Below are 17,806 nucleotides of genomic sequence, written 5' to 3' on the forward strand. Positions count from 1 at the left end.
CAGAGGTTCTGACCTTTTCCGAGCTTGCGCCGGGCGGTGTTGAGGAGGTGTTGAGGATTCGTTGAGCCCCTGGTGTCGCGGACGCCTGGAAAGACGGGCGGCGGCTTCTGAGACGGGATGCTGGGTCGGGTGTGGCGCCGGCCCTCTCGCTGTTCGCCCCCGACAAGGAGGAGTACGTCACCATGCTGGGCGAGCAGAAGAAGATCTATCCCTGAGTCACCGTGGAGCCGGTGGGTGAGGCTCACGATGGTCGGCGGGCATAGAGGACGGACGCGCTGCTTGTCCAAGGCGTTCGGACGAAGGCTGGCTCTACCAGCCCGGAAATCGAGCACTCGAAGAGCGGCGAGACGGAGCGGCGCAGCGCCGCCTCCAAGTGGGGGAGCAGGGACGGCCGCCGAACTGTCGTCGGCCAGCGAAAAGACTAGAGTGCTGTTCATGGCGGGGATGACGACCGCGCAGAACACCCTTTCCGACCTGCGCATCTGCACTACCGGCGGACTGCTGCAAAATCCGCGCCGCAAGCCTGTCGGACCACCTGCCTGACCTGCAGCTTTACCCTGGGGGTCGGCTCATCACCCTGGAGGGATCGCAACTCGTGCAGGTAGTGGGCCTCCTTGAGGCTGCCACCGGTCGGCTCATCACCCTGGAGGGATTACAACCGGCGTCCATGACAAGGTCTTCAAGATCAAGGAAATCGGACAGCTACACCTGAGCGGTATAAGAGAACGTCGTGATCTAAGAGTCTTGACCCATCGCGCCGCGACGCGTGTCCGCCGTTCTTACGCTTCTATGCTTCGCACGACCAGGTACAACCGACGCTTCCGCGCGTCGCCTGGCCGCAGGGGGCCCTTTCAACCCCACGCCGCCGGGTCGCTTGCACATGGTCTCCTGCCTGATTGATCGCATCACCTCGTATGCGCTGCGTGGCACGGCACCTTCACGAGGCTGCTCAAGCGAGAGTCTGATCCACTTGACGCTTGACGCTCCTGTTAGGCGGATCGCGAGTCCGCGCCGGGGCCTCTCGGCCATGGCAGGCGGCCTTCCTGGCCGGTGCGGGGCTCCTGCAGGAGATCGGGGCTCTCCCTTCACTTATCCAGAACGCCCTACCGATCCCAGCAGCCCACGCTAGTATCAGCGCAGTGCGTAACCAGCATTGTGCGTTGCGTATCGGGAGGATCAAGGAAAAGGGCGAGTTCGGGCGGCGGCGGCGCACCGACGCATCGCTTCGCACTCGCCCCTTTTCATCGACGGTGATGAGGCGTGAACCTGCCCGCGACAGGCACCTGAACAAGATCGTCGATCGGCCGCATATGTCTCATCCCGCGCTGTGATCCGACTAGAGCTCGGCCGAACAGCGGCCACGGCTGCCGAGTCGTGGACATGCAGACGAGAGCATGCGGCGCCACTTCGACCCTGCGGACGCCCGCGCCCGCATGCCCCGGACCAAGAAGGAATCCGGCATCGCGTCCATCACCTACGCCGAGGCCCTTGAGGTGGCACTGTGCTTCGGCTGGATCGACGGGCAGAAGAGCAAACTCGACGACGAGTACTGGTTGCAGCGCTTCACACTACGCAGGGCCAAGAGCAAGTGCGAAAAAGCCTGAGACGCGGGCAGCGCGGATCGATAAGTACGTCACCATGCTGCGAGAGCAGTAGAAGATCTACCCTTGACCCCGAAGGGCGGAAAGCGAAGTCAAACGGTGGCCTGCCAGCCGCAAGGTCGCATGTGGGAAGGGGTACCGCTCGTTCGGGGAGCTCGAAAGCGCCGCGCCGAGCACCCCTTCTGACCTGCGCATCTGCACTACAGGCGGACTGCTGCAGAATCCGTACCGTGAGCTTGTCGAATTCCTTGTCGGACCTGCAGCTTTACCCTGGGGGTCGCTCATCACCCTGGAGGGATTGCAACCCGGGCAGGCAGCCTTGTTAGCACCCCGCACGTGCAGCCGTCCGTCCCGCTGACGGCGGCAGGGGCGGCTGTCGAAGGGGATGCCGTCGAAGGTGCCGGACACGGATTGGTGGGTGGAGAACGCCGCCCACGTCAGCGTCACCTCGTGGGTGCGTCCGCCGGTCTTGGCGTGGAGTGCGGCGGTGGCGTGGCCGTCCGCTGACAGCTTGATGTGTCCGCTGACCTGCAGGTCGCGTACGAACCGCACCTCGTGAAGCAGGACGTCCTCGCCGAAGGTGACCTGGCCGCCCCGCAGCCCTGGCTCGTTCGGTACCCGCGCATAGACCGTGCTGTCGGGGTTGCGGCGGGCGGTGGCGTCCGCGGCGGTGGGGAAGGTGGCCGCGAGCACCCGCCGCTGGGTGGTGCTGAGCCCGCGGGTGGGGTACGGCGGCACGTCCTCTACGGTCTGGGGGAAGGCGCCGAGGGCACGGTAGGTCTCGCCGGTGCACTTCTGGTCGGTCACCTGCTTGGTGGCCAGGAAGGTGCGCAGCATGCCGCGTACGCAATCACCCATCGGGGAGGCGGGGGACGTCAGTGCGTGCGGCCCGAACGGGACGCGCACGACGGTCACGTTCGGAAAGGCTCGCAGAGAGCGGGCCACTTCGGTGGGGCTGTTCATGTCCAGCTCGCCCGCCATCACCAGGACGGGCACGGCGGGCAGCGGCGTCCGGGCGGACGCGGCGGGCTATGGCGTGGCCTCTGCCAGTCGATGCAAAGCTGTGCTCGGCACCGCCGTCCTGGCCGCAGGGCTGATCGTGAGCCCGGCCGCCGCGGCGCCGGCCGCCGCCGACACCGACCCCAGCGTGTTCACCCGGAAGCGCGCCATGACGGCGGGCGACTGCCGCATCAGCCCGGGCGCCACCTGGACGCTGGATCCGGACGGCACCGCGCGGCTCGACGCCAAGGTGTCCAGCACCTCGGGTGATGACGCATGGCTGATGTGGACGTACCTCCTGGACGAGGACGGCGCGGTCCTCGGCCAGATCCGGGTGGCGGGCGGCAGCAGCACCAAGTTCGTCAAGAACCTGCCCAACGCCTACTGGACCTACCGGTGGCGCGCCAAGGGACAGTTCGACCGCGACCTGTTCGACCTGGTCGGCTGGATCAGGCTGAGCCGGCACTGCTGACCCCGGCCTCGTCGACTCCTGAATACAGGTGATGCGCATGACCCGATCGAGCCGCCGGCTCGCTCTGGCCGTGGCGGGGGCGGCGATCGCGGCCAGCGCGGCGACCACCGTCGCGTCGTACGCCTCGGGCGCGTACGTGAAGTTCACCGGCGTCGAGTCGACGGACCTCAGCCGCTGCTCGAACGGCGCGGACACCTCCGCCCCGCCTGCGCCGCCTTGGCCCCGTCGAGGATGCCGGGCGGAAGCGAGGCCGCGGTGTCCCCGCCGTTGGCGAGGTATCCGTCGCCGAAGTACCACCGGTGGTCGCCGCTGCCCAGGCCCTGCCGTACCAGCTCGCGGGCGAGATCGGCGGTCTCGGTGAAGCCGGCGATGACGATCGCGTCCGGCTCCCACGCCTTGATCTTCTTCACGTCCTCGGCGTACGTCTTGGCGGCGGCGTCGTACGTCTCCACCCGCGCCGGAACCTGTAGCGCGTCGCGGACGTGCCCGCTCAGCGCGGCGCCGTAGGCGTCGCCGCGGGCGAGGATGCCGACCCGGCGGGCGCCGTCGGCCTCGATGAGGTGGGCCAGGAGCCTGCCCTGGTTGGCGTCGGGGCCGGCCATGCGGAAGATCAGGCCGTCGTCGTCGAGGCCGGTGAGCCGGTCGGAGGCGGCGGTGGGGGAGATCTGCACGACGCCGGCGTGCTTGACGTGATCCGCTATGGCCAGGGACATCGAGGACGTGACGGGACCGACGACCACGTTCGCCCGCTGCGCGAGAAGCCGCGTCAGCGCCGGGATGACGTGGCGGTCCGAGTCGCCCGAGTCGGTCTCGATCGCCGCGACCGGCCGGCCGTACACGCCGCCCGCCGCGTTGATGTCGGCGACGGCGAGACGCACGCCCGCGGCCATGGGACGGTTGAAGAACTGCAGCCCGCCGGTCTTGGGCACCAGCGCCCCCACCCGGAACACCCCGTCGCCGCCCACCTGCGCGCTCGACGTCGGGCCGGCCGACAGCGTCCCGACGGCGGCCACCAGCGCGAGGGCGCTGAGGACCTTGACGTAGGTCCGCTTCGAGGGCCTCCGGCGAGGCGTACGGTCCTCCTCCACCGCCTGACGCCGTCGGCCTGCCTCGCCGGGGGCCCGATACCCGCGGCTCATCTGAGCCGCTGTCCAGCGCCTGAAGCCGCTTGACCGCCTCCGCCGCCTGCCGGTCGGCGCTGCGCGCACCGGCCATGCCCAGCAGCAGCTCCCGGTACGCCGCCCGCCACGCCTCGCGATCGCCCAGCGCGGCGGGCAGCGGGCGGCCCGCCTGCTGCGCCACGTACAGACACGTGTCGACGAACAGCTCGAGGTGCTCCTGCTGCGGGCACACCGGCCGGGTCTCGCTGATCATCCCGGCGATCGTGCCGCGCTTCAACCGCTCCGGATACGCGCCACGACGCCGCCGCGGCGCCGCAGCCCGGCCCATCCGAGACCTCCGCCAATCCGCCTGGGCGGCACCCCTCCGCACCGACCCGGTAGCCCTCGATCTGCTCATCTTCGCCGTCTTCCGCGCACGGCGAGGCACACCGGAACGTGACATCCCCGCCGCCTCACACCAGCCGATGCGCGGCACGTGTTCCTGACCTTGACCCCACTTGTCGTCGCCGCAGGTCTGGACTGGTGCGAGGCGCAATGCGCAACCGCCTCCGCACTTCCTAGGACGCATGTCGACCGGGCTCATGCCCCTACCCTCGTCGCTTCCGGGCAGCGCGAGCCGACCCTCGCCTCGGCGGTGTCCCGAGGCTAGAGTGCCATCCATGGCAGTGCGGATCGCCGGGCGGGCACCCCTCCTGACCTGCGTATCTGCACTACCGCCGGACTGCTGCAAAATCCGCGCTTCAAGCCCGTCGACCCACCCCTGTGACCTGCGGCTTTACCCTGGGGTCCGCTCATCACCCTGGAGGGATCGCAACGCCGGCTTGCCGAACGGCTTGAACCCCGCCGCCCTCGTCCGCTCATTACCCTGGAGGGATCGCAGCGCCACCAGCTCGGCGACACCTACCAGACACTGATCCGCTCATCACGGTGACCAGCAGCGAGTGGGAGGAACTGGCGGCGTTGCGGCGCGAGAACCGGCGCCTGCACGAGGACGTCGACATCCTCAAGCGAGCGACGGCTTTCTTCGCCAAACAGACCCGGTGAGCGTGCACCCGTTCATCGAGGCGGAAGAGCAAGGCGGCCACAGCGTCAAACGCGCCTGTGAGCTGCTGGGAGTCTCCCGTGCCGCCTTCTACGCCCGCCGCAATGCCACCCCCGGCCCGCGCGCAACCCGCGACGCCGAGCTGGCCGAGCAGATCGCCCGGGTGCACGCCCGCTCCCGGGGCAGCTACGGCGCGCCCCGCGTGCACGCGCAGCTGCGGCAGGACGGTCAGCGGTGCGGGCGCAGACGGGTGGCCCGGCTGATAGCGCGCGCTCGGCCTGGCCGGCCGCTACAGGCCCCGCCGGCAGACCACCACCATCCCCGACTTACACGCCGGCGCGCGACCGGATTTGATCGAGCGCGACTTCACCCCCGACCCGGCCGGGCTCGATGAGCGCTGGTGCGGCGACATCACCTACATCCCCACCGGGGAAGGCTGGCTGTATCTGGCCACCGTCATCGACATCGCCTCCCGCCGCGTGGTCGGCTGGGCGACCGCCGATCACCTGCGCACCGGCCTGGTCGCCGAGGCCCTGCAGCAGGCCTGCGCCCGCCGCCACCCGGCCGGACCGGTGATCTTCCACTCCGACCGCGGCTGCCAATACACCAGCGCCGGCTACGCCCGCCTGGCCGCACAACTCGGCGTGCGGCTGTCGGTCGGGCGCACCGGCCAATGCTGGGACAACGCGCTGGCCGAATCGTTCTTCGCCACCCTCAAAGGCGAACTGCTCGACCTTTGCTCCTGGCCCACCCGCGCCGCTGCCCACCACGCGATCTTCGAGTACATCGAAGGCTGGTACAACCTCCACCGCCTCCACAGCAGCCTGGGCTACCGCAGCCCCGCCGACTACGAGACCACCGCCACTGCTTGACCACCCCAACGACGGTGTCCGCCACAACGGAGAAAGCTCAGCGGGAGCGCGCCGGCAGAGTCACAGAGCCATTCAGCGGTCCGTGAAGAGGGCACATGATCGGCAGGCCGCTGCCGTCGAACCCCATCACGCTGCTGCTCCTCCGTCAGTGACGACTCGTCCATCTGTACCTGGCGAGGGGGAGAGGGACCGCGCCGCTCCCCTCGAGGAAGGACGGTGATGTCGCTGCGGCGTTGGCCAGTCGTCAGAGCAGTGTGGTCTGCCAGACCAACCAGCGATGCGGCGATCTTGGCCGTCTTCGGCATATAGGCGGCAGTTTGAGGATTCTCCAGAAATATTCGGGGCTCGCAGGTAATACTGGGCCACGTTCGGCATGGACACCTAGGAGGGGTTGAATGCGGTTTCGGGTGGATATTGCGACCGATGCGACCGTTATTCCATGGAAAGACGTTCATGGCCCGGCTCGAGCGGTCATCTATGATTTGATCCGGAGCCAGGATCCCGAGATCGCTGAGGAGCTGCACAATGTCGGCTGGAAGGGCGGCTCCTTGCGGCCGGTGGGCATTTCTCCGCCGCTGTTCCCTGATGCGCGACCAGGTCGAGGCATCTATGCGACCGCCCCGAAGGGCGCGATCTCGATGGGCTCTCCAGTACCTCGCATCGCGGCATGCCTGCTGGCAGCGGTGGCGGGGCGACGCGAGATCCGCTGGGGCTCAGTCGTCCTGTCGGTGGTCGGCGTCCAGCTGGAAAGCAGCGCGAACCATTCGGACGGAGTTGCGGTCTTCGATGCGGTTTCGCCGGTTTTGGTGAAACATGATGGCATGTACATTCTCCCGGACGACGAGAATTTTCAGAAAGGGCTGGCGCACAACATCCGGCACAAGGCGGATCTCCTCGGTCTCCCGTCCGACGTAGAAGTTGAAGTCCTGGAGTCCGGCCCGCGCCGTCGCTTTGATGTCGCGAAAGGGTTTCGCATTGGCGCCACGGCGCGCATTCGTGTGACCGCGTCACCCCAGTTGCTGGATGCGATATACGAGTGGGGGCTCGGCCTGTCCACCGTGGAAGGATTCGGGTGGATCAGGTAAGCGTCGTCCGGTCCCCGGCATCGCCGTTACGCCTCACCGAGCACCCCCTGCAGCGCTGCGGAGCATGGGCGGTGGCGACGCTCGCCGGTCGTGAACGGGTCGAGGACGTCACGGACGAACAACTCGAAGGCGTCATCAAGCGGATCGTGGACGACGCGGTCGAGTCAGCGACCGCGAGCCCGGGCATCGGCGCGTACGACTGGTGGAAGATCCTGTTCGCGCTCTACCCGAATTCCAAGCTCACCCACAACAAGCGCTCAAAGGACCGCGCGGTCTTGAGCCGCGAGGCCAACCAGCTGTTCCTTCCCGACGACGCCGAAGGACCCGGCCGGGCCTGCACGTTCTGTGGGCAGCGGTGCACCACGTTGTGGTCGAAGATGACCCTGCCGTTGTTCGACTCGAACCGGTCGCTGAACACATTGCCACCCGGGACGGCAGGCTGGCCCGTGTGCCGGGGCTGCCGCGTGGCGCTCTGGGCGCTCCCGTACGGCGCGTGGGTCACGGCGGGCTCGGCGACGGTGCTCATGTGCGACAACCCGCAGGTTGAGCGCCACTTCACCAGCCAGAACGTACGGTGCGCAGCCCGCATCCGTCAGACCGGGTTCAAGGGGTTGCCGACTGAGGCGGGGTTGGAGAGATCTGCGACGGGCTATGGAGCGTCGGAGGACGGCGGTCGACGGGGCGGCGGCTGTCGGCCGGGTGATCTTCCGCGAGCGGGAGCAGCCGGATCGTCTGCTGAGGGCGCTACGAGCGCAGGTCAGGGGCCGGGAGAAGGTCTCACGGCACAGGTTGGCGAGGTGGCAGGCCCCTCGCCATGGTGGTCGCGTCTGTGAACGCGATTCGAGTGATCTGATCCCGGTAACGACCCTATGTCCGGATAAAACGAAGCCGGCGCCGGTTACGGCTGGTGAGCTGAGCGGTGAAGGAGTAGGCGGACCGGAGCGTGGCCAGGGGCTGCGCGGCTGCGGCCGGATGCGCAGCGTCGGCAGCCTTCGTTTGTTCACCGCAGGTTGGCGCTCGGTTTGACGCCGAGGTGGGCGAGGAGGTCGACGATCATCGCCTCGTACAGAGGCTCGGGATCGTCGAAGGCGAAGGCGAGGTGCCTATGGGTGGCCATGCAGAGGATGCCGTAGATCTGCCGCCAGCAGTAGATCATCATGTAGGCGACTCCGAGCGGCAGGCCGGGTTTGACCGACTCCCGATAGATCTTCAACTGGGGGATGAGGGCTGGAGGGATCTCGTCGTCAGCGGGGTATCTCAGCTGACCGCTCTGAGCGAAGCGGACGAAGAACTCGCCGAACAGATCGCCCAGGGACTGCAAGATCACCGTGGGCATGCCTGCCTCGGCTTCGGCTATGGCGGGGTAGTGGGCACCCATAAGGAGGCTGAAGCCGGCGGCGTTGGCGAGGGTCCAGGTCAGTACGGCCCGGGTGGCCGCGTGCATCTGCGCGGCGACGTCATCGCGATCCTGGCGCTGCACGGCTGCTTCGATCGTGTCGGCCAGGTCGGCGGTGAGGTCGTCGTAGACGGCACGTATGAGCCCCTGCCTGCCGTCGAAGTATCTGTACAGCGCTGGAGGGCTGACACCGAGGCGTCGCGCTACACCGGTAAGGGTGAGACCGTCGACCCCATGGGTGGCGATGTGCTCCCGAGCCACCGCTTTGGCATCCCTTATGAGTTGTTCACGTAGTTTCACGCGTCTTGGCATGGTTGCGGATGTCGTGTCGTTATAACGGTCTTCCACTTATCCCTCTTACGGGCTTCTGTGTTGCCGCATGGATGAAGGAGGGCTGTCCGATTCCGTCGTTCCGCTTGCGCTAACGGTAATTCATGGAGTTAATGGTCTTCACTCGATTGCGGCGGCTGGCTCTCTCGGCGTGGCCATGATGGTTCATATTGGGCTGCAATCGGCAGTCTTCGTGGTGTTTTGTCCAGTTCTGCGAGTCTGCGTTTTGTGGGAGATGCGTCTGTGGCGTGCACAGGTGAAGAGGGACAGGACCTGGTGATCGTCACGATTCCAGGTGTCCAGCGGTTCGTGGCCGAATCGCGGCGAACTGCAGACCTGTTCGCGTCCAGCGAGATCATGTCGACGTTGGCGGCGACGATGGTGAACTCGGCGCGCGAGGCCGGCGAGGTGGTGCTGCCAGGTGTTACGGGCGAAGCCGCCGGCACCCCGAACCGAGTGGTCGTCCTCACGCCCGCCGGCAGCGGCAGGACGGTCGCGCAGAAAATGGCAGATGCCGCTCATGAGCGCTGGGAACGTCTCCGAAAGAGGGCTCAAGCCGCGCCTGTCGTGGGCTTTCCCGATGTGCAGTGGGTCGTGGTGCCACCGATGGAGGAGGGTTACGACGCGCAGTGGCGTTGTGCGCAGGACCTCCTTGGACGGCGTAAGCGCATCAGGAACTTCACCTTCGCCCCCGTAACGGCCGAGCGGATCTGCTCACTCAGCGGACGCTGGCCGGCCGACCGCATCCACGCCGACGGTCATGCGAAGCCGGGGGAGTACCTCTCGAGCATCGGCTTGATCAAACGCTTCAGCGGCGGCCAGGAGAAGTTCCCGTCCACATGGTCGATCGCATCTGCGCCGTACCGGCATGCGCTGAGTGAGCTCGCCGAGACCGACGCTGAGTGTTCGAAGGAGATCGCGGAACTGCGTGAGGTGCTGGGACACCTGGACGAAGTGGTACGCCAGGCCCAGCAGGGAAGCCGAGGCCACAAGGGCTTGCCGGGTATTGCCCGGCTCGCCGGTGAGAACAACGCGGAGTGGCTGCGGTCGGTGGAAGGCGCCTGGTGTGCGCCCGAGACGTGGAACCCTGGCAGGTTAAGACGCGACTACGACTTGGCGGTGCGCCCTGACGAGACCTGGTGTGAGCTCGGACAAGACGCTGCGAATGCCCTGAAAAGGCGAGCGGAAACGCACAAGCTGCCGCCTCTCAGCCCCTATCTCGCCGTGCTGGCGCAAGACGCCGACGAAATGGGCAAGACCCTCGGCGACCGCGACCGCGCGATCGGCTCCTTCCGTGACTGGCACCAGAAGGTGTCGGCTGCCTTGGGCGAAGCGGGCAAGCAGCAGCGAACGGCGATCGAAGACTGCCGCGGAAGCGTCGTCTACGCCGGAGGCGACGACCTGCTCGCACTGGTGCCCATGGCCACAGCACTCAAGGCGGCCCAGCGTTCAGCGGAGGTGTTCGGGACCACGCTGCAGGGTGTGGTGACCGGACAGACGCCGACCGTGAGTACGGCGCTGGTGTTCTTCCACGTCTCCTTCCCCTTGCAGTCGGCGGTTGCTGCAGCCCATCAGTTGCTGGAGGAGGCCAAGGATCGTGCCCGTCCCGGGCTTGCGGTGGCGGTTCAGCGTCGCAGCGGTGAGCGGGTGCGGTGGGTAGCGCCGTGGCGGCTGAAAGACGATACGGCGCTCGCCCACGTGGACGCCCTCGTCCAGGCGATGGGCAGCGCCGGGACGCTGTCGCCTGGCCTGGCGATCGGGATGGAGCGGGATGCCGCCGAACTGGCCACGTTGACGCCTGACTGGCTGGAGCGGGAGCTGCGACGTCGTGCAATACGGCAGGGCATGCCGGAGGAGGTCGGCCCGGCGTTGCACGCCCTGTGTGTGCGACGCGGGGACCGCGTCGAGCTCCCGGTCGACGCGCTGCTGGTGGCACACTTCCTGCGCGGGGGAAACCGGTGAGCGGCGAACGCTGGCTGGTCATCGAACCGCTGGACACCATCATCATCCGCGACGGCCGCGCCTTCGACGCGGGAGTGAACACCCAGGCACGAGCCGTCCTGCCCAGCCCGACCACCATCGCGGGGGCGGTCGGCGCAGCCTACGGGGCTTCTCCCGGAGCCGGCCGCGATCCCAAGGCGCGAGGAAGCGTGCTGCCCGATCGGGTGCAGGGGCCGTTCGTCGTGTCCCCGGCCGGCGACAGTTGCTGGGAGACGCACTGGCCGCTTCCGCTGGACGTCGTCAAAGTCAGAAATCGGCTCCAGCGCCTGAAACCCCGCCACTCGCAAGCCTGCACCGATCTGGACGACGAGATCAGTGCGTACCTGGCCGACGAAGAGGACAGCGAGCCCGGGCAGGGCTGGTGGGACCGCGAGTCGCTCACGTCCTACCTGCGCCACGGCGAGGTGGACTGGGAGCCCAGCATCTTCTGGACGGACAGCGAGCGCCACACGCCGTGGAGGGTGGAACGCCGGGTCGGCCTGGCACGTACCAAGGAGAGAACGGCCGCAGAGGGGATGCTGTACACCGCTGAGCATCTGCGCCTGGCCGACGGGCACGGGCTGGCCGCGCGCTGCATCGGCGGACCGCAGGACCGGCACATCGTGGACGTGGTCAACTTCGGCGGGCGCGGACATCGCGCCCAGGTTCACGAACCGAAGCAGGTGCTCATGCCCGAATCCGCCGACACGTTCCCCGACGGACGCATGGTGTTGTACCTGGCCGCACCCGCGATCTTCCCGGGCGGTGATTGGAAACCGGTGCTTCCGGGCGCGGAACTGGTGACGGCGGCGGTCGGACCGGCGCAGGTGATCACCACGGTCACCGCCTCGGGCGGGAAAATGCACGGCGGGCGGCTGATGTGGGCGGTCCCGGCCGGCAGCGTCTATTACCTGCAGTTCGCTGACGAAAACGCCGCGAAACGGGCGGCAGAGCAGCTTTATGACGAACCCCTGGAACAGGCGGAGGACTGGTTGAGGACAGCGGGATTCGGTTTCGCGTTCGCCGGGCGGTGGTCGTGGTGAGGGCACTGCTGTTCCTCTACGCGGAAACGCCGGTGCACGCGGGAGCCGACACAGGATCGGGCGTGGTGGACCTGCCGATCCAGCGCGAGGTGGCTACCGGACTGCCGATCATCAAGGGGGAAAGCCTCAAAGGCGCATTGCGCGAACGTTTCCGCGACGACGAGTTGTGCACGGAGATGTTCGGGTCCGACGTGACGCAGTCCCGTGAACAGACACGGCCTGGTGCGGTACGGGTGCACGAGGCGCAGCTGGTCGCCTTCCCGGCGCCGACGATCAAGGGCACGTTCGCCTGGGTGACATCACCCGTGGCGCAGGCCAGGCTCAACCGCAAAGCGGCCCTGGCGGGACTGTCGCTGCCGGAGGCTCCCCAGGTACCCGGCCCGAGGTGCCTGGTGACCCAGAAGCGCACGGCCAAGCTGGTGGTGGGCCCATACGTGGTCGACAGCCAGCACAGCGAAGAGCTCGGAACGTGGGCGGAGCAGATCGCCGAGCGGGCGCTGCCTGACCATGACTTCTTCCGGAAGAAGTTCGCCGGCGACATGATCAACGGCGGTGACGAACTGCTGGCCGCAGTCAGCCGGGAATGCGCGCCCGTGGTGGCCAGGGTCCAGCTGAACGGCGCAGCCGAAGAACCGACGAAGACCGTACGCCATGGACCCTTCTACAGCGAGTACCTGCCAGGCGAGAGCCTGCTGGCGGCGCTGGTGGAAGGCAGGTCCGAGCACATGGAAGTGCTGGCCAGGCTGGACGGCCAGGTGCTGCGGGTCGGCGGGGACGAGAGCATCGGCAAAGGACTGATGTGGTGCCGGCTGTGGAGGGCTGATGGCGCTGCAGCGAGTTGACCACGATCTTGCCGCTGACGCGATGCGGGCATTGAACAAGATCAGAAAGGACGCGAACGGCAACGTCTCGCCAGAGGTGCTGACGAGATTGGCGAGCCTGCCCGCAATGCTCCGTACCAGCGGAGTGCTCCCGTCACTCGCCTACTACACGGCCAAGCGAGGGACCGAGAATCCGCTCGAGAAGGCGTACGACGTCGTGGGCACGGAGCTGCGCGCTCGAATCTGTGCCGTACTCGGCTGGGACGAGGCCGGGCGTCCGTCCCTCGACCTTGACTTTCTCGATCGGCTCACGCAGCACCTGAGAGGGCACCCAGCGGACACAGCCCTGCTGTCAGCGCGGTTGGAGCAGTTCGCCGTCTGGCTGAGCCGCCTGGCCGAGGCTCTCGAACGAGAGCAGGAGGCGGCCGCAGCGCAGGAGCCGCAAGATGCTTGAGCTTTTCGGCCCGTTGCGGGAGTTCTTCCCCGTTGACGCGCCCGGCAGGCTGCCCGCACTGTCGTCGGCGAACGGGCGGCTGATCCTGCACCGATCAGCGGTGATCAAGACTGGTGATGCTCCCGAACTGGTCGATGACCCGCTGTACAAGGTCGCTGCGGCCTACAACCTCGGCCAGGGAGAAGAAGCGGGTATCAAGGCATGCGAGCTCGTCGCCGCCGTGGCCCGCCGCCGGGCCGACGCCGTGGCTTCGGCCTCACAAGGCCGGTACGTGTCGATCGAACTACGCGTGCAGGGCGCTTTGGTGACAGGTACGGGCTCAGGCGGCGTCCATGACGTGGGAATCGAGCTGGACAGCACCTATGGCTGGCCCATCCTGCCCGGAAGCTCCCTCAAAGGCGTGACCCGGGAGTACGCCCGCCGGCACGGGAAACCCATGACGGACATCTTCGGTACCGACCCGGACGCCGACAAGCCTCAGCCAGGCCGGGTGACGTTCTTCGACGCGCTTCCCGGCCCTGCGGGGGTAGAGGTGGTCGAACACGTCCTCACCCCGCACACGCGGGGGTATCGCAGTAACGCTCCCGCGGACGGGCCCGTTGCTCCTGGGGAACACATCAACCCCGTCCCCGTCCCCTTTCTTGCCGTCGAACGAGGCTCTTTCATCGCCTACCTGGCCGGTCCGGAGCCACACCTGTCGGATGCGGCCTGCCTGCTCCGAGAAGCGGTCAACGACCTGGGCGTCGGGGCGAAGACCGCGTCAGGATACGGCTATCTGGAGGTCGTCACGTGACGGTATACGTTGTGCCCTGCGGGATATCCGTTCTCGGGGCATGGGACAGGAGAGACAGCCCTGCCCCTCCTGTCGGTGCGAAACTCCGGAAAATCACCGATGCGCTGGAACGGTGGGCCACCGAGACTCCGCTCACGAGCCATGAGAGGGACCGGATCCCGGACGCGGACGTCATCAGCTCCGCCATGGCCATGTGCGACCGTGCGGCCAGGGACGCGAAACTCCACGACTGGCCCGCGGAGATCTGCGCGGAGACCAGTACGCTGAGCCAGCGAGGACTGGTCCGCCTGACCAGTCGTGACCAGCGCGTCATACTGCTCGCCTCCGACACCCGCAAGGGGATCTCGGCCGCGTTCTGCGTGGCCTACATGATCGCAGCAGGCGACGGCAAACGGATCCGATACCTCTCCGGGCCCACGTCCGAGATCGAAGCCAGCGAGTTCCGAGGCGTGATCCATCCAGGAACGGTCACGATCGTCCGGCTGCCGGGGCTTCCGCATGACCTCGATCAGGCGGTGGGAGCCATCGGCCATGTCCTGCGAGCAGCGCACCTGCTCAATGAGCCCTTGGAAGTGCACCTGACCGGCGGGTTCAAAGTAACGCTGCTGCACACCCTGGCCATGACCGAGATCGTGCACTCGATGGCCCCGAAAACAACGTCCGCCTGGTACACCTTCGAAGACCACAACGGCGGTGCGACCAGGATCAACCTGCGTCACTTCCCCGAGCCCTTCCCGAAGCTCATGCGAGCCGAACTGCTGCGGGTCAAGAAAGGCCACCCCCCGAGCAACGACCTGAATCCCTTCCATACCGGCGTCGCCTGGGAACAGGACAGCTCCGGCTGGAGGCTCAACGACTTCGGACGTGGTTACCTGGCCGTCCTCGGCGAAGAGGGAGTGTCCGGTAACAACGACGGTGCGCGATGAGCGCGCTCGCCGACCTGATTCGCCTGCCGGGCGAGACCTGGGACGATCACGAGCCCGTACCGGAACTCGCCAGCGGCACGGATCTCAGTGACGCCTTGCTGGGCCCTTCGTCCGATCAGCGGATCGAGGCCTGGCGGAAGGTGTTCGCCGGCCAGACAGGCGGCGCTCTGTGGAGGTTCTTCGCCTTTCACCCCGGTCACGCGGCACGTGCGTTCCGTGTCCGCGACGAACCGTGGCAGATCATGGTCGAGGAGGAACCTCATCTGCTCCGCTGGCGTACGTACGTCGAAATATACGAGGCCTGGTACGCGCTCGCGATCAACAAGGAAGTACCCGTTCTCGTCGAGCGGGACGCGAAACTCGGCGCGGCCTTCCTTATACGGACCCGATGGCTTCTCCTCTCAGCTCCATTCCGTCAGAAGCTGATGGGCGAGCAACTGCTCGACTCGGGCATCGAACGAGCTCGGCAGGCGCGCGAAGAATGGCTGACGGTGCTGGAGAACATCCACGAGCACCCCAGCCTTGAGAGCCGCCTCAACGTCGAGGACGAGGCCATCGATCTCACCGCTGTGGAGATCAGTCAAGCCGCACTCGGCACTGGCCGCTCACCCGAAGACCCTCCGCGCGCCGGCATCGCCGGCACGGTCGTCACCCGCATCCTCCTGCCCCGATTCGCCTGGCACGCCGCACTGCGCGTCCTGTACCGGCTGCACGGAAAACGTCTTGCCCTCGGCATGTGCGCCGCGGCATTCATCCTCCTGCTCGCCACCGGGGCCGTACTGACCGCTGGCTTCGGTGTCTGGATGGACGGGTACACCGCCGGCGCCCTGCTGGGCCTGTGTGCATACGGCCTCATTGCCGTCTGGTCGGCGTTCGAACCTGCCTTCAGCTGGCTATGGCTGCTCCGGCAACCGGCCAGCTCCGCCGTGGGCCTGCTCGGACTGTCCGCACTCCATCCCGACTGGTGGTCCAAGTCCTCCAACGCGACGATCATCACCGCGAGCATCCTCCTGGCGATCGGCTTCGGATACCTCCTCATCGAGGCCGGAAATCATGGTGTTCCGCGCCGTTCCCTCGCCAGCCGGGTCGGAGCCGTCAGCGCCTTCGGGTTCGGTCACGCCGCGCTGGTGAGCATCATCGGCCTCCGCTTCGTGGTACCGGCCTTCAACGAGCACGCGGAAGGGGCCGGCGGCACGACGGTGAGCATCGCATGCTGGTGGACACCGGAAAAGTGCGCCCCCCTGCTCGACCCCGTGAATCCATGGGTGATGGTGCTGACCGCCACAGCATGGAGCTTCGTCTCAGGCGTCTTCCTGCAGATCCTCTGGGACGACCGGCCCATCACCGCGCCCCTTGCCCATGTCTCCTGGCGAAAGGCCGTCTGATGACCTGGCACTCCTTGCCGTTGTCCACGGTGACCAGGGCCTTCCTGGGCCGCTATCCCCGCGTCGGCATGCGATCAGGGCAGATGATGTTCCCGATCCCCAGCTTGCGCGGCACCCTCGCGTACTGGCTGCGCGCCCTGGCCGGCCCCTACGTCGGAGACGACATCACCGAGCTCTTGCGCGCCGAGGCCGAACTCTTCGGAGCGGCCTCGGACGGTTCGTCGCGTCCCTCGCGAATCCTGCTCCGCGGCAACAGGATCAACGTCGGCGCGCCGGAAGCCAAAGGAGATCTCGCCTACCTGATGGGCCCTGGCCTCACCACCGACCCCAAACCCCGCCAACTGCCCCCATGCAGCCTGCCGCTCAAGGTCAAAAACGATGGCTCCGCCCTGCACACCGACCTGTTCCTGAGCGCACTGTGGGCGCTGCGCACGTTCGGCGGCATAGGCGCCCGCGCTCGGCGCGGATTCGGAACCCTGGCGTTCAATCAGTCGACCAGACTCGAGCTGCAGGCGTCCGCTTTCGATCGACAGTGGCTGATCCGGAACAGCCATACCGACCTTCCGCACGTGCTCGCGTGCGTCGCCGAGGCACTGAAGGAGCTGGGAATACGCAAAGGAACCTTCTCCGGCCAGCCGCATTATCCGTGCTTCGCCGAAGGGTGGTATCGCGTCGAAGACCATCCGATGAACATCCGCGGGCAGGACACGGACGCCCTTGCGTCCCTCGGAGAGCTGCTCAAAGCCTTCCGCCATCAAACAGACCCTCGCGGCAACGGAAAGCTCCCGAATACCGCCGGATACCGAGAGGTAGCCAGGCCGTATGCGAATGGGACTGCTCCAACAGGGGTGTTCAACGCCGGCGCGCTCGGTCTGCCTGTCGTCTACACCGTCCACGGCCACTCCGAGTCGGTCACCGTCGAACCCGTCACCGCCGATGGAACCCCGGCACGCCGTGCCTCACCCCTCTGGCTCCGAGTCACCAACGGCCGCGGTGGCTGGCTGCTGCGCTCCCTCGCCTTCCACGCCGAATGGCTTCCGGAGGACATGAAGCTTCGGGTCAAAAAGGGGAGCGGAGGCGTCGGCCGTCGACCTGCTCACGTTGAGAGACCAGATGAGGACGCTGTCAAAGCCGAACTTGATGACTGGTTCGCCTTCACCGCAGAGCACCTACAGAAGTCTGACAAGGTTCAGTGAGCCGCATGCAACGACCTTCGTACAGAAGCTATCGCCAACCGCCGAAAAGGGCTCGGATGGCGCATCGCATACCCGCAGGTCACAGGCTACATGTAACGCAGGGTCGCCATCCGCCACCCCTTCCGATCATTCCGATGGCTCGGCCCGCGCGATGATCTACAAACTGGCAGGTCGCCGACCTTAGAATCTGGCTGCCATCGCAAACCCCCGCCCGACTCCGAGGGCATGGCAGTGTGATCGCGCAGCGGTGTGCATACACGTAAGTTATGAGTGTCGCAGTTTCCGCCCGC

17 protein-coding genes are annotated in these 17,806 nt (G+C 67.0%); 14 read left to right on the forward strand and 3 right to left on the reverse strand.

Annotated elements, in window-relative coordinates:
- Nucleotides 1-1,394: 1,394 nt before the first annotated feature.
- The gene (locus WBK31_RS12805) at nt 1,395-1,604 is read left to right on the forward strand and encodes a hypothetical protein (protein WP_364069486.1); all 210 of its coding nucleotides are present in this window, start codon (nt 1,395-1,397) and stop codon (nt 1,602-1,604) included.
- A gap of 57 nt (nt 1,605-1,661) precedes the next feature.
- Here the strand turns inward: WBK31_RS12805 and WBK31_RS12810 are convergent, their stop codons facing one another.
- Complete coding sequence (locus WBK31_RS12810; RefSeq protein WP_378789465.1) at nt 1,662-2,597, reverse strand: alpha/beta fold hydrolase; 936 nt, start codon at nt 2,595-2,597, stop codon at nt 1,662-1,664.
- A 67-nt stretch (nt 2,598-2,664) separates the two neighbouring features.
- Here WBK31_RS12810 and WBK31_RS12815 point away from each other — a divergent pair, with 67 nt between their 5' ends.
- Nucleotides 2,665-3,072: a DUF6294 family protein gene (locus WBK31_RS12815; RefSeq protein WP_364069490.1), complete on the forward strand. Its 408-nt coding sequence runs from the start codon at nt 2,665-2,667 to the stop codon at nt 3,070-3,072.
- Between the two features lie 167 nt (nt 3,073-3,239).
- Here the strand turns inward: WBK31_RS12815 and WBK31_RS12820 are convergent, their stop codons facing one another.
- Complete coding sequence (locus WBK31_RS12820) at nt 3,240-4,211, reverse strand: ABC transporter substrate-binding protein (protein WP_378789463.1); 972 nt, start codon at nt 4,209-4,211, stop codon at nt 3,240-3,242.
- Between the two features lie 1,028 nt (nt 4,212-5,239).
- Here WBK31_RS12820 and WBK31_RS12825 point away from each other — a divergent pair.
- The 4 genes from WBK31_RS12825 to WBK31_RS12840 all read left to right on the forward strand — a co-directional run bounded on the left by WBK31_RS12825 (nt 5,240) and on the right by WBK31_RS12840 (nt 8,025).
- On the forward strand, nt 5,240-5,629 hold the full coding sequence (locus WBK31_RS12825) for an IS3 family transposase (protein ID WP_364069500.1): 390 nt from the start codon (nt 5,240-5,242) through the stop codon (nt 5,627-5,629).
- Nucleotides 5,514-6,107 carry an IS3 family transposase gene (locus tag WBK31_RS12830; protein WP_406675485.1) on the forward strand — a complete coding sequence of 198 codons (594 nt, stop codon included), beginning with the start codon at nt 5,514-5,516 and terminating at the stop codon, nt 6,105-6,107. Before WBK31_RS12825 ends, WBK31_RS12830 begins: the two co-directional genes overlap by 116 nt.
- A gap of 395 nt (nt 6,108-6,502) precedes the next feature.
- The gene (gene cas6, locus WBK31_RS12835; protein ID WP_364070431.1) at nt 6,503-7,192 is read left to right on the forward strand and encodes a CRISPR-associated endoribonuclease Cas6; all 690 of its coding nucleotides are present in this window, start codon (nt 6,503-6,505) and stop codon (nt 7,190-7,192) included.
- A gap of 71 nt (nt 7,193-7,263) precedes the next feature.
- Nucleotides 7,264-8,025: a hypothetical protein gene (locus WBK31_RS12840; RefSeq protein ID WP_406674894.1), complete on the forward strand. Its 762-nt coding sequence runs from the start codon at nt 7,264-7,266 to the stop codon at nt 8,023-8,025.
- A 167-nt stretch (nt 8,026-8,192) separates the two neighbouring features.
- On the opposite strand, the gene WBK31_RS12845 is transcribed toward WBK31_RS12840, so the two are convergent.
- Complete coding sequence (locus tag WBK31_RS12845) at nt 8,193-8,888, reverse strand: TetR/AcrR family transcriptional regulator (RefSeq protein ID WP_364070436.1); 696 nt, start codon at nt 8,886-8,888, stop codon at nt 8,193-8,195.
- Between the two features lie 306 nt (nt 8,889-9,194).
- Between WBK31_RS12845 and cas10 the strand changes: the two genes are divergently transcribed.
- The 8 genes from cas10 (at nt 9,195) to WBK31_RS12885 (ending at nt 17,516) form a co-directional block, all read left to right on the forward strand.
- Nucleotides 9,195-10,880 (forward strand): type III-B CRISPR-associated protein Cas10/Cmr2, encoded by a 1,686-nt coding sequence (gene cas10 / locus WBK31_RS12850; RefSeq protein WP_364070438.1) that lies wholly within the window; start codon nt 9,195-9,197, stop codon nt 10,878-10,880.
- The gene (locus WBK31_RS12855) at nt 10,877-11,941 is read left to right on the forward strand and encodes a type III-B CRISPR module-associated Cmr3 family protein (protein WP_406674895.1); all 1,065 of its coding nucleotides are present in this window, start codon (nt 10,877-10,879) and stop codon (nt 11,939-11,941) included. The genes cas10 and WBK31_RS12855 overlap by 4 nt, the downstream gene beginning before the upstream one ends.
- Entirely contained in the window at nt 11,938-12,783 is an 846-nt protein-coding gene (gene cmr4, locus WBK31_RS12860) for a type III-B CRISPR module RAMP protein Cmr4 (protein ID WP_364070443.1), read from the forward strand. Before WBK31_RS12855 ends, cmr4 begins: the two co-directional genes overlap by 4 nt.
- Nucleotides 12,764-13,216, forward strand: coding sequence for a type III-B CRISPR module-associated protein Cmr5 (locus tag WBK31_RS12865; RefSeq protein ID WP_378789451.1), 453 nt, complete (start codon nt 12,764-12,766; stop codon nt 13,214-13,216). The genes cmr4 and WBK31_RS12865 overlap by 20 nt, the downstream gene beginning before the upstream one ends.
- Nucleotides 13,209-14,009 (forward strand): type III-B CRISPR module RAMP protein Cmr6, encoded by an 801-nt coding sequence (gene cmr6 / locus WBK31_RS12870; RefSeq protein ID WP_406674896.1) that lies wholly within the window; start codon nt 13,209-13,211, stop codon nt 14,007-14,009. The genes WBK31_RS12865 and cmr6 overlap by 8 nt, the downstream gene beginning before the upstream one ends.
- Nucleotides 14,010-14,194: 185 nt before the next feature.
- A complete protein-coding gene (locus tag WBK31_RS12875) occupies nt 14,195-14,935 on the forward strand; it encodes a hypothetical protein (protein ID WP_378789447.1) in 741 nt (246 codons plus the stop codon).
- On the forward strand, nt 14,932-16,320 hold the full coding sequence (locus WBK31_RS12880) for a hypothetical protein (RefSeq protein ID WP_378789446.1): 1,389 nt from the start codon (nt 14,932-14,934) through the stop codon (nt 16,318-16,320). The genes WBK31_RS12875 and WBK31_RS12880 overlap by 4 nt, the downstream gene beginning before the upstream one ends.
- A complete protein-coding gene (locus tag WBK31_RS12885) occupies nt 16,320-17,516 on the forward strand; it encodes an RAMP superfamily CRISPR-associated protein (protein WP_364070456.1) in 1,197 nt (398 codons plus the stop codon). The genes WBK31_RS12880 and WBK31_RS12885 overlap by 1 nt, the downstream gene beginning before the upstream one ends.
- Nucleotides 17,517-17,806 lie beyond the last annotated feature (290 nt).

The organism is Nonomuraea sp. N2-4H (assembly GCF_045291505.1).
GTDB lineage: Bacteria > Actinomycetota > Actinomycetes > Streptosporangiales > Streptosporangiaceae > Nonomuraea > Nonomuraea fastidiosa.

What these genes read in the sequence shown, in the direction of transcription:
- WBK31_RS12885 (WP_364070456.1), top strand. Translation starts at nt 16,320, where the DNA reads ATGACCTGGCACTCCTTGCCGTTGTCCACGGTGACCAGGGCCTTCCTG.
- WBK31_RS12880 (WP_378789446.1), top strand. Translation starts at nt 14,932, where the DNA reads ATGAGCGCGCTCGCCGACCTGATTCGCCTGCCGGGCGAGACCTGGGAC.
- WBK31_RS12875 (WP_378789447.1), top strand. Translation starts at nt 14,195, where the DNA reads ATGGCCATGTGCGACCGTGCGGCCAGGGACGCGAAACTCCACGACTGG.
- WBK31_RS12805 (WP_364069486.1), top strand. Translation starts at nt 1,395, where the DNA reads ATGCGGCGCCACTTCGACCCTGCGGACGCCCGCGCCCGCATGCCCCGG.
- cas6 (WP_364070431.1), top strand. Translation starts at nt 6,503, where the DNA reads ATGCGGTTTCGGGTGGATATTGCGACCGATGCGACCGTTATTCCATGG.
- WBK31_RS12820 (WP_378789463.1), bottom strand. Translation starts at nt 4,211, where the DNA reads ATGAGCCGCGGGTATCGGGCCCCCGGCGAGGCAGGCCGACGGCGTCAG.
- cmr6 (WP_406674896.1), top strand. Translation starts at nt 13,209, where the DNA reads ATGCTTGAGCTTTTCGGCCCGTTGCGGGAGTTCTTCCCCGTTGACGCG.
- WBK31_RS12865 (WP_378789451.1), top strand. Translation starts at nt 12,764, where the DNA reads ATGGCGCTGCAGCGAGTTGACCACGATCTTGCCGCTGACGCGATGCGG.